Genomic DNA, 10,815 nt, shown 5'->3' on the forward strand with positions numbered 1-10,815 from the left:
ATTTTTAATATAAGTAAATTCTAGTCTAAGTAATCTCAAGTTTTTTTCGATCTACTTGGATGTCTTAATTTTCTTAATGCTTTAGCTTCAATTTGTCTTATTCTCTCTCTAGTTACATCGAACTCTTTACCTACTTCTTCAAGAGTTCTTGCTCTTCCATCTTCAAGTCCAAATCTTAACTTTAATACTTTTTGCTCTCTTTCATTTAATGAACCTAATACGTCCTCTATTTGTTCCTTCAGTAAAGAGTATGCTGCTGCCTCTGCTGGTGCTGGAGCATCGTCATCTGGTATGAAATCTCCTAAATGACTATCTTCTTCTTCTCCTATTGGAGTTTCTAAAGATACTGGGTCTTGAGCTATTTTCATTATCTCTCTTACCTTTTCTTCAGTCATTTCCATTTCTTTAGCTATCTCTTCAGGCTTTGGGTCTCTTCCTAACTCTTGAAGTAATTGTCTTGATACTCTTATTAATTTATTTATTGTTTCAACCATATGAACTGGTATTCTTATTGTTCTTGCTTGGTCAGCTATAGCACGAGTTATAGCTTGTCTTATCCACCAAGTTGCATAAGTACTAAATTTGAATCCTTTAACATAGTCAAATTTTTCAACTGCTTTTATAAGACCTAAGTTTCCTTCTTGTATTAAATCTAAGAAAAGCATTCCTCTACCAACATATCTTTTAGCTATACTTACAACAAGTCTTAAGTTGGCTTCTACAAGTCTTTGTTTAGCTATTTCATCACCTTCATGCATTCTTCTAGCTAACTCAACTTCTTCATGTGGTTTTAGTAGTGGTATTTTACCAATTTCTTTTAAATACATTCTAACAGGGTCATCTATGCTTATACCTTTTGGTAAAGATAAATCTATTGGTTCTAAATCCATTTGGTTTTCTTCTTTAGATAGTTCTTCATCCACACCTTCATCTAGATTTTCCATATCTAATTCGTCATCTGCCGAAAAATCAATTTCTACTTTATCATTTTTAGTTTCCGTTACTTCTATTCCTAGATTTCCTAATGTTTCATAAAGATTTTCTATTTGATCTTTATCTAAATCCGTTTCTGAAAAAGCTTCCATTATTTCAGCCAGAGTAAGAGACCCTTGCTTTTTACCTTTTTCTATTAAACTTTTTGCCGTTATCCTTTTTGATTCTTTTTTTCCATTTTTATTTTCCATACTCGTGCCTCCTTCCTTATTATAGTTTTTGTAGTGTTCTTCTTATTTCAACTATTTTTAAAGCAATTTCCATAATCTTACCATCTACCTCTTTCGCATCATTATTGTGTTTATTATCTTCAAGTGTCTTCTGTTCTTCTAGCAATATATTAATTTTTTCGTGAAGATTATTTTTCTTCATATTTTTTATTATTTCATCTATATTTTTAACATTATTTAAGTTCATATTATCTAAAGATATGCTCTCTAAATCTTTCAAATATTCTTCGGATATGTTTAAACTTTTAATTTTGTCAATAGTTATTTTATCCAATTCTTGATTTTTAATTATAAAATTTAAAATTTCTTTACTATCTTTTGATAAAAAATCATTTTCGTCAAGCCTTAATAATGCAATTTCTCTAAGATTTTTATCTTCTAGCATTATTTTTATAAGATTTTCCTCAACGAATTTTTTACCACCTATTATTGTCTTTGGTTTTTCAATAACTTTTTCTTCTTTTTTATTTGGATATTTTTGATATTTTTTATTTTCTATCTTATTGTAATTTTTACCATATACTTCTCTTTTTATAGATTCGACACTTATGTCAATTTGGCTACTTAGGTATTTAGTATAGTAGTCTATCTCAACAGGACTTTTTATTTCCTTTATAATTTTAGAAGCTTCTTTCGCAAACTTCACCCTATCATCATCTTTTTGCAAGTCAAATTGCATCTTAAGATGATCTATTTTAAATTTTATTTGGTGAGTGGAAAGTTCCATTGCTTTCTTAAATTCTTCTAATCCATACTTTCTTATAAATTCATCTGGATCTTTAGTTTCCTTTAAATCCAATATTTTAATATTCATATCTAACTTATTAAGTATTTCTATAGCTCTTAAAGTTGCTTTGACTCCTGCTTCATCTGAATCATAAGATATAATAGCTGTATCTGCATATCTTTTAATTAGCATTCCTTGTTGCTCTGTTAATGCCGTTCCAAGTGTTGCTACTACATTTTTTATTCCATATTGATAAAGTGATATTAAGTCCATATATCCTTCAACTAAGACTACAGTTCTATCCGTTATATCTTTTCTTGCAAAATTTAGACCATATAAATTTTGTCTCTTATTAAATATTAAAGTATCTGGAGAATTTAAGTATTTAGGTAAAGAGTCGTCTAATACTCTTCCACCAAAGCCAATTACATTACCTCTATAATCAAATATCGGAAACATTACTCTATTTCTAAATTTATCATAGGCTTTATTTCCTTCTTTTGTATATGTTATTAAACCACATTCTGATAGTTCTTCTTTTGTATATCCTTTAGATTGTAAGTAATCCATAAGAGCATTCCATGATGCTAATGAATATCCAAGTCCAAACTTTTTTATTATTTTATCATCTAGTCCTCTACTTCTTAAATATTCATATCCATGGTTTTTACCATTTCCTAAATTTGCGAAATAGAATCTAGCTGCTTGTCTATGTATGTCTTGGAATTTATTGATTTTTTCCATTTTAACTTTTGTCGCTTCATCCATATTAGTATTAATTTCAACACCACATTGTTTCGCTAACAATTTAAGTGCATCCATAAATTCTAAATTTTCCATACTCATGACAAATTTTATTACGTCTCCACCTTCTCCACATCCAAAGCATTTGTACATTTGCTTTGCAGTACTTATGTAGAATGATGGTGTTTTTTCGCCATGAAAAGGACATAATCCCTTAAAATTTGACCCAGATGGTTTTATACTCATATACTGGGATATTACATTCACTACATCGCATCTACTTTTAACTTCTTCTATTATTTCTTTTATATCATTCATATTATCACCTTCTGGTGTAATTTTTGTCTAACATATCTATTTTACATTATATTATCAATTTGTCAAATACACATTATACAGATTTCGACTTTTTTTGTTAATATCCTTCTTAAAAATCGATTTTTTTTACTTTTTTCATTTTTTATTGATTTTTACGTATATTTATTGATTATACACATAAATTTAGATAATTAGACTATCACAAATATTTATGTTAATTTTAATAATCATTTTATTATAATTAAGATTTTTGTAATTTTAAATTTGCTAATTTAATTTTTCCTATTTTAATTAGATTTACCCATATTTTTTGATATTTAAATAATTTTTATATTATACTGGTGTATTTATCAATTTAATAAAAATAAAAAAGAGGCTATAGCCTCTTTTTATTTTATAGAATTCATTAAATCTTCAAATTCATTAAAGTGAAGTGATTGCATTCCATCTGATAATGCATTAATAGGATCTGGGTGTACCTCAACCATTATTCCATCAGCACCAGCTGCGAGTGCAGCTATAGACATTGGTTTTACTAAATATCTAATTCCACATGCATGAGAAGGGTCTACTATTACAGGAAGTCCCGTTTCTTTTTGAATTATAGGAACTGCTGCTAAATCTAATGTATTTCTAGTATAATCATTATATGTTCTTATACCTCTCTCACACATTATAATGTTTTGATTACCCTCTATAGCTATATATTCTGCTGCTCCTATCCACTCATTAATTGTAGAACTTAAACCTCTTTTTAACATAACAGGTTTATTTTGTTTTCCAACTTCAGTTAGTAACGTGAAGTTTTGCATATTCCTTGAACCTATTTGAATTATATCTGCAACTTCGCATAGCTTGTCCATTTCTCTTATATCCATTAGCTCTGTTATTACAGCTATACCAGTTTCTTTTTTTACTGCTTTTAATATTTCGAGTCCTTCTTCCTTTAATCCTTGGAACGAATTTGGAGATGTTCTTGGTTTATAAGCTCCACCTCTTAATATGTTTGCACCCTTGCTTTTAACAAATTTAGCTGTCTCTAATAACTGTTCGTAGCTTTCAATAGCACATGGACCTGCCATTATAAGTTTATCTTCTTTTACTATTAGTTTTTTGTCATTACTATCTATTTCAAATTTTAAATTTTCATTAAATAGGTTTTTTTTCATCACCTATGTACTCCTTTACTTCGTCTCTTTCCTCATTTGTCAAAGAGTTTAAGTACTCACTTATTACTTTTCCCTTTATCAAAAGACTTTGATTTAAGTCCATTAAAGGTATAAGCACAAATGCTCTCTCGCTTATTCTTGGATGAGGCAGAGATAAATTTTCATTGTTTAATATTATATCATTAAAAAATAATATATCAACATCTATAGTTCTTGGTCCCCATCTTATTATTCTCTCTCTATTTAACTTTTGTTCAACATCCTGGCAGATTTTTAATAATTCATACTTATCTAAAGAAGTTTCTATTTCTAAGCATAAATTTAAAAAATCAGCTTGATCTGTATATCCCCATGCCTTTGTTTCATACAGCTTTGACTTATTTGTAATTTTTATATTATTATTATTTGATAATATTTCACATGCACTATTAATATAATCTAGCCTATCTCCCATATTAGTTCCTAGCCCTAGGTAAGCTTTATTCATCCTTTGCTCTCCTTATTTCTACTCCAAAATAATCATATATACCATTTACTGGAGCTTCAGGTTTTTTAACTCTAACCATCACTTCTTTTATAAGTTCAAATTTTGAAAGCACTTCTTTTGCTATATTCTCTGCTAAACTTTCAATTAAATTGAATCTCTTATTTTCTGCTATATATTTTACCACTTCATATACATCAGCATAACTAACAGATTTAGTCATATCATCAGTATCTCCTGCTTCTTTTGTATCTAGGTAAAGTTCCATATCTATGAAAAATTTTTGCCCTAATACATTTTCTTCTTTTAAAACTCCATGATATCCATAAAATCCTAAATTATTTAATAATATTTTATCCATATAAATCCTACCTTCTATATATGGCATCTGCCATTTTAGCCGCTCTTAAATTTTCTTTTATATCATGAACTCTAACTATATCTACTCCATCTCTAATACCTAAAACAGTTGTAGCTACAGTGCCTTCAACTCTTTCCTTTGGTTCAACATTTAATACTGCTCCTATTACAGATTTTCTTGATGTTCCAAGAAGTATCGGATATCCTAATTCATTTAGTTCATCTAATCTTTTTAATACCTCTAAGTTTTGTTCAACTGTTTTTCCAAATCCAATTCCTGGATCTAATACTATTTTTTCTTTATCTATGCCTGCCTTTATTCCTATCTCAATACTTTCAATCAAAAATTCCTTTATAGATTCCATTATATCTTTATCGTATTCAGTTCCATCTTGATTGTGCATTATACAAACATGTGCATCATGCTTGGCAATTACATTTGCCATATTTTCATCTTTTCTAAGTCCCCAGATATCATTTATCATTTCAACACCTAATTTAAGTGCACCATCTGCAACTTCTGATTTATACGTATCTACTGATATTGGAACTTGTATTTCTTTTTTAAGTTCTTTTATAACTGGTATTATTCTTCTTAACTCTTCATCTTCATCTACATATTTATGACCTGGCCTAGTTGATTCTCCACCTAAGTCTATTATATCTGCGCCTTCATTTATCATATCTTTAGCATGCTTTATAGCAGTTTCTAGACTATTAAAGTTTCCTCCGTCAGAAAAGCTATCTGGAGTAACATTTAGTATTCCCATTATATAAGTCTTCTTACCGTAATCAAACATTTTATTTATTCTCCTATTTAAACTATCTCATATTTATTAAACTCATAGCTTCTGCTCTTGCTGCTATATCTTTTTCAAATAGACCTCTTACAGCTGATGTTATAGTTTTTGACCCTGGCTTTTTTACACCTCTCATTGTCATACACATATGTTCTGCTTCTACAACTACTACTACACCGTATGGTTGTAATTCTTCCATTATTATATCTGCTGCATCTTTAGTTATTCTTTCTTGTAACTGAGGTCTTTTTGCTAATGTTTCTATTACTCTAGCAAGTTTAGAAAGTCCTGTTAATCTACCATCTTTAGGTAAATATGCTATATGAGCTTTTCCAAAGAACGGTACTATATGATGTTCACAGCATGAATAGAAGGGAACATCTTTTACTATAACTAGTTCTTCGTGTTTTTCTTCTTGGAAAACAACCTTTAAATGCTCTTTTGGATCTTGATGAAGACCTGCAAATATTTCTTCATACATTCTAGCTACTCTATCTGGTGTATCTATTAATCCTTCTCTATTAGGATCTTCTCCTATAGCTTCTAATATATCTCTAACTGCATTTTTTATCTTATCTTTATCTACTTTGCTCATTGGCTTAACCCCCGTATTAGTAAGTCATCTTTATATTTTTACTTATTGTTATATTATCAAAAACATAATTATAAACATTCATTAAATCTTCATATCTATAATTTTTGTATATATTTTGTATTAAGTTAAAGAGTTCTTCATTTTCTTTTTTTAATGTTTTAATTATTTTTTTATCCTTTGGAATCCATTTATTGTTTATACTAAAATACCCAACTATTATATCTTTTAAATATAAATTAGTCAAAAATTCATATTCATAATTTTGATATTCATCTTTAAACTTTAATCTTTGAATTTTAGACTCTATTTCAGATTTTAAAAATGATTTTTCTCCTTGTGATAACTCATTTGGACCTTCCATATACTTTGATTTACACAAGTTAATTAAACCATATGATATATTATTTTTATCATATATAGTTTTAGCATCTTTCATTTCATTTAAGAAAAAGTACTCTTTACTATTTACAAAATATCTTACTCCATCTTTTGAAAAATAATTTATATCAAACTCTATCCCCTGTACTTCTTTTATTACCCTTATCTGATTATTATCTTGATTTGAAAACACAAATATATCAATATCATTTATCTTAGTATCTTCTATACTCAAATCATATGATTTTGCAGAACCTACTAAAAAAATTGCCTCTGTATCTTCATCTTTAATTATATTTTCTATTTCTTCTTTGTATATTTCATAAAGCTTATTTTCCATTTTTTTCTCCACTAGCTTTCATTTAAATAAGCTAGTATTTTCTCAAATAATTGATTTTTTTTATCATAAATAATATCTTCTATTTGTACAACTTTCATAGCTCCCATAAGAGCATTTGTCACAAATACAAAGTCAAAATTTTTAATTTCTTCTATATTTATAAGAGATTCCCTTACTTTTATGTTAAATTCGTCACAAGCCTCTAAAATCCTTCTTTTTGTTGTGCCGTTTAATGCTGGTAAATCATTACTTGGAGTATATAAAACATTCTCTTTTATAAAAAATATATTACTCATAGAACACTCTAATATGTCGTTATTCATATCAGTAAATATGCCATCATTAAATCCATTACTATCTGCATAATTTTTAGTATATATATTTTCAAAATAGTTAGTTGTTTTATGCTTATAGAGTATACTATTTCCTCTTTTTATAGGAGAAATATTTAACTTAAATCCTTTTTCATAACTTTTATCATTATAAGGTATATTTCTGGTCGATATATTATAACCTTCATCAAATATAGTTAATCTTAATGCTTTATTAAAAATATTATGTTCTTCTATGTAATTTAGGATTTCAGACTCTAAGAACTCCCTTTTATAATTTGTATTAATATTTAATTCTTTTATAGAATTAAATATTCTATCCATATGTAAACTTAAGTTAACTTTACCTTCTTTTACTTTAATAGTTTCAAACAATCCAATACCAAATTTAGCTAGGCTACTTTCAAAAGATAAATTATTCTTCATAATATCCCCTTAATGTTTTCATTATAGACTTTGCTTTATCTAAAGTTTCTTGGTATTCATCTTTAGGATTTGAGTCCCAAGTCATGCCCCCACCAACTTGGAAGTAAACATCATCATTTTGTTTGATAACTGTTCTTATTGCAATATTTAGATCCATATCTCCATTAAATCCAATATAACCTATAGACCCTGTATATACATTTCTTTGAGTAGGCTCTAATTCATCTATAATTTCCATAGCTCTAATTTTTGGTGCTCCTGTTATAGATCCTCCAGGGAATGTTGCTTTTATAATATCTACACAATTTTTATCATTTTCTAATTCTCCTACTACTGTAGCAACTAAATGGTTTACATTAGCATATGGCTCTATTATAAATAATTCTGGTACTTTTACACTTCCTATTTTTGATACTCTTCCTATATCATTTCTTTCTAAATCTACTATCATAAGTAATTCTGCTCTGTCCTTTTCACTATTAACTAACTCTTCTTGAAGTCTTAAATCTTCTTCTATAGTTTTACCTCTTGGTCTTGTACCTTTTATTGGTCTTGTTTCAATTTTTTTATTTATGCATTTTATGAATCGCTCCGGTGAATTTGATAGAATATTGCTTTGTTCAAAGTTTAAAAATGCTCCAAATGGTGCTGGACTAATTCTTCTTAAGTCTCTATATAATTCAAAACTTGATAAGTTTGTTTTTCCACTAAATCTTTGTGTTAGATTTGCTTGATATATATCACCTTGTTTTATGTAGTTTTGCACTTTTCTAACTGCATCTTCAAATTCTGACTTAGTAAAGTTAGATTTTAATTTGATAGGTTCAACGTCTTTTTCTTCATAACAAATATTATCTATACCTAAATTTTGAGATTTTATTATTTTTTTCTCTATTTCAGATATTAATTTTTCTTCTTTATTTAAATCTAAATCAGGTGTAGCTATGTACGTTTTTTCTTCTAAGTGATCTATTACTATTACATGATCGTATAATCCAAAGTATAAATCATACACATTTGTATCATCTTTAGCAGTTCTAGGAAGTTTTTCTATATAATTACCTAAGTCATATGATAAATACCCTACAGCCCCTCCTATAAATGGAAGATGCGTATTATTTTCTACTTTATATCTATCTAACTCTTTTTGTAAATTATCAAGTGGATTACTTTCACTATTTTTATATTTTAATACTTTAAATGGATTACAGCCTATAAATGAATATCTACCTAATTTTTTAGGATCCATTGCACTATCTAATATGAAACTGTCTTTCTCATCTTTAAATATTGTAAAAATTTCAAAAGATTTTAAACTAGTATTTATCTCTTTTATCATATTAATCACCCACCTTAGTTCTTACTTTTTCTATAAAATTTCTAAGTATTTCATGCCCTTGTTCTGATAATATAGCTTCTGGATGAAACTGTACACCTTCTATTAAGTAGTTTTTATGTCTAATTCCCATTATTTCATTTTTATTAGTCACAGCTGTTACCTCTAACTCTTCTGGCAAACTATTTTCATCTATTATTAGTGAGTGATATCTAGTTACATTTAAAGGATTTTTTAAACCTTCAAATACACCTTTATTATTATGTTTTATTTTATGTACTTTTCCATGAACTGGCTCGCTTGCTTTAATAACTTTTCCACCAAATACATGTCCTATAGTTTGATGCCCTAAACAAATTCCAAGTATTGGCTTTTTACCTTTAAATTCATTTACTACATCTATACATATACCTGACTCTTTTGGTGAACAAGGTCCAGGAGATAAAATTATTATTTCTGGATTTAGCTTTTCAATTTCTTCTATACTTACTTCATCATTTCTCTTTACTACTACCTCTTCTCCTAACTCTCCAACATACTGAACTAGGTTATAAACAAATGAATCGTAGTTGTCTATCATAAGTATCATTTCTACTTCCCCCCTGGTTTTACTTTTAATATTAAATTTTTCTATATACAATTTCTTTCATATATAAACTTTTTCAAGCATATATTGACCATATATATTAGCTATATATTTTTAATTATATAGTCTTTTAGAAATGTATGTCAACGAAGTTATTTTTTCAAAAATTTACAACTAACTCATATAGTATATTTATTCCTTTTGTACAAAAACTAACTTAAAATATCTCATTTTTGGAGGTTAAAAAATGGATAAATACATTATTATAAGATCAGATACCAAATCTATATCACCTCCTATGTCAAAACAGGAAGCCATAAAAAAACTTAAGCAATATGATAAGGATGGTATTTGTAGTTACTTAGTTCATAAAGGTATATCATTTGATAATTCATCCTCTCCTAATATTTATAAATAACAAAACAAAGAGAAGCTATATGCTTCTCTTTGCTATTTTATATCTAGAATTATAGTACTTGTCTTTTTTTCCTTTTTGTTCTCTAGATTCTATTAATTCGTTAATTTTACTTATATATTTATCATCATCACTTATTCTTATAAGACTAGATAAATAATAACCATCTGTACTCTTTGGAACTTTTTTATTTATTACTAAGTCTATTGCTGTTTTAGCAGCTTCAAAGTGCTTGAGATGGGTATGACCTTCTTGAAAACTTTTTTTTGTATTATATACTACATAACCTTCTTTTACTTGGAATATCATAAATTCTTTTCTCTCATAAATTTTATTATACATTTAATCAATCCTTTTCAAGATAGTCTTACTATATAATATATTAATTTTTTTTGAAAATGTTGTATGATTTTATATTAAAATATATTATGTAGAATATAGAATTAATATTAAACCTGTTTATTTTTCCTATATCGTATATATATTCTTTTAAATTTTCTTATATTACTTCTTTTACTTAAGTCAAATACATTTAACTTAGATTTAAAATTTAATAAATAATCAATAAAAAGAGCCTCACTA

Annotated in this window: 13 protein-coding genes; 1 reads left to right on the forward strand and 12 read right to left on the reverse strand. The window is 27.4% G+C overall.

Translation table 11 applies throughout. The features are described 5' to 3' along the window. Positions 1–35: 35 nt before the first annotated feature. From rpoD to BN899_RS10585, 11 genes are all read right to left on the reverse strand, one after another. Complete coding sequence (rpoD, locus tag BN899_RS10535) at positions 36–1,184, reverse strand: RNA polymerase sigma factor RpoD (RefSeq protein ID WP_042275175.1); 1,149 nt, start codon at positions 1,182–1,184, stop codon at positions 36–38. 19 nt (positions 1,185–1,203) lie between these two features. Beyond that, complete coding sequence (gene dnaG, locus BN899_RS10540) at positions 1,204–3,012, reverse strand: DNA primase (protein ID WP_042275177.1); 1,809 nt, start codon at positions 3,010–3,012, stop codon at positions 1,204–1,206. Positions 3,013–3,401: 389 nt separating this feature from the next. After that, complete coding sequence (gene aroF / locus BN899_RS10545) at positions 3,402–4,181, reverse strand: 3-deoxy-7-phosphoheptulonate synthase (RefSeq protein ID WP_052356808.1); 780 nt, start codon at positions 4,179–4,181, stop codon at positions 3,402–3,404. Next, complete coding sequence (folK, locus tag BN899_RS10550; protein WP_042275179.1) at positions 4,162–4,668, reverse strand: 2-amino-4-hydroxy-6-hydroxymethyldihydropteridine diphosphokinase; 507 nt, start codon at positions 4,666–4,668, stop codon at positions 4,162–4,164. Before folK ends, aroF begins: the two co-directional genes overlap by 20 nt. Beyond that, on the reverse strand, positions 4,661–5,026 hold the full coding sequence (gene folB / locus BN899_RS10555; protein WP_042275181.1) for a dihydroneopterin aldolase: 366 nt from the start codon (positions 5,024–5,026) through the stop codon (positions 4,661–4,663). Before folB ends, folK begins: the two co-directional genes overlap by 8 nt. A 7-nt stretch (positions 5,027–5,033) precedes the next feature. Then, entirely contained in the window at positions 5,034–5,825 is a 792-nt protein-coding gene (gene folP, locus BN899_RS10560; RefSeq protein WP_042275183.1) for a dihydropteroate synthase, read from the reverse strand. 22 nt (positions 5,826–5,847) lie between these two features. After that, positions 5,848–6,420 carry a GTP cyclohydrolase I FolE gene (gene folE, locus BN899_RS10565; RefSeq protein ID WP_042275184.1) on the reverse strand — a complete coding sequence of 191 codons (573 nt, stop codon included), beginning with the start codon at positions 6,418–6,420 and terminating at the stop codon, positions 5,848–5,850. Positions 6,421–6,436: 16 nt separating this feature from the next. Next, positions 6,437–7,138: a hypothetical protein gene (locus BN899_RS10570; protein WP_042275186.1), complete on the reverse strand. Its 702-nt coding sequence runs from the start codon at positions 7,136–7,138 to the stop codon at positions 6,437–6,439. An 11-nt stretch (positions 7,139–7,149) separates the two neighbouring features. After that, on the reverse strand, positions 7,150–7,896 hold the full coding sequence (locus BN899_RS10575; protein ID WP_042275189.1) for an aminotransferase class IV: 747 nt from the start codon (positions 7,894–7,896) through the stop codon (positions 7,150–7,152). Continuing rightward, positions 7,886–9,235, reverse strand: coding sequence for an aminodeoxychorismate synthase component I (gene pabB / locus BN899_RS10580; RefSeq protein WP_042275190.1), 1,350 nt, complete (start codon positions 9,233–9,235; stop codon positions 7,886–7,888). The genes BN899_RS10575 and pabB overlap by 11 nt, the downstream gene beginning before the upstream one ends. Position 9,236: 1 nt before the next feature. Next, positions 9,237–9,821, reverse strand: a complete 585-nt coding sequence (locus tag BN899_RS10585) for an anthranilate synthase component II (RefSeq protein WP_042275192.1) — start codon at positions 9,819–9,821, stop codon at positions 9,237–9,239. A gap of 244 nt (positions 9,822–10,065) precedes the next feature. Between BN899_RS10585 and BN899_RS19045 the strand changes: the two genes are divergently transcribed. Beyond that, entirely contained in the window at positions 10,066–10,236 is a 171-nt protein-coding gene (locus tag BN899_RS19045; protein ID WP_154658897.1) for a hypothetical protein, read from the forward strand. 15 nt (positions 10,237–10,251) lie between these two features. On the opposite strand, the gene BN899_RS10590 is transcribed toward BN899_RS19045, so the two are convergent. Then, entirely contained in the window at positions 10,252–10,575 is a 324-nt protein-coding gene (locus BN899_RS10590) for a hypothetical protein (RefSeq protein ID WP_042275194.1), read from the reverse strand. Positions 10,576–10,815: the final 240 nt, after the last annotated feature.

It is taken from the genome of Faecalimicrobium dakarense (assembly GCF_000499525.1).
GTDB lineage: Bacteria > Bacillota > Clostridia > Peptostreptococcales > Peptostreptococcaceae > Faecalimicrobium > Faecalimicrobium dakarense.

What these genes read in the sequence shown, in the direction of transcription:
- folB (WP_042275181.1), bottom strand. Translation starts at nt 5,026, where the DNA reads ATGGATAAAATATTATTAAATAATTTAGGATTTTATGGATATCATGGA.
- pabB (WP_042275190.1), bottom strand. Translation starts at nt 9,235, where the DNA reads ATGATAAAAGAGATAAATACTAGTTTAAAATCTTTTGAAATTTTTACA.
- dnaG (WP_042275177.1), bottom strand. Translation starts at nt 3,012, where the DNA reads ATGAATGATATAAAAGAAATAATAGAAGAAGTTAAAAGTAGATGCGAT.
- folK (WP_042275179.1), bottom strand. Translation starts at nt 4,668, where the DNA reads ATGAATAAAGCTTACCTAGGGCTAGGAACTAATATGGGAGATAGGCTA.
- folP (WP_042275183.1), bottom strand. Translation starts at nt 5,825, where the DNA reads ATGTTTGATTACGGTAAGAAGACTTATATAATGGGAATACTAAATGTT.
- BN899_RS19045 (WP_154658897.1), top strand. Translation starts at nt 10,066, where the DNA reads ATGGATAAATACATTATTATAAGATCAGATACCAAATCTATATCACCT.
- BN899_RS10570 (WP_042275186.1), bottom strand. Translation starts at nt 7,138, where the DNA reads ATGGAAAATAAGCTTTATGAAATATACAAAGAAGAAATAGAAAATATA.
- BN899_RS10590 (WP_042275194.1), bottom strand. Translation starts at nt 10,575, where the DNA reads ATGTATAATAAAATTTATGAGAGAAAAGAATTTATGATATTCCAAGTA.
- folE (WP_042275184.1), bottom strand. Translation starts at nt 6,420, where the DNA reads ATGAGCAAAGTAGATAAAGATAAGATAAAAAATGCAGTTAGAGATATA.
- rpoD (WP_042275175.1), bottom strand. Translation starts at nt 1,184, where the DNA reads ATGGAAAATAAAAATGGAAAAAAAGAATCAAAAAGGATAACGGCAAAA.
- BN899_RS10575 (WP_042275189.1), bottom strand. Translation starts at nt 7,896, where the DNA reads ATGAAGAATAATTTATCTTTTGAAAGTAGCCTAGCTAAATTTGGTATT.
- BN899_RS10585 (WP_042275192.1), bottom strand. Translation starts at nt 9,821, where the DNA reads ATGATACTTATGATAGACAACTACGATTCATTTGTTTATAACCTAGTT.
- aroF (WP_052356808.1), bottom strand. Translation starts at nt 4,181, where the DNA reads ATGAAAAAAAACCTATTTAATGAAAATTTAAAATTTGAAATAGATAGT.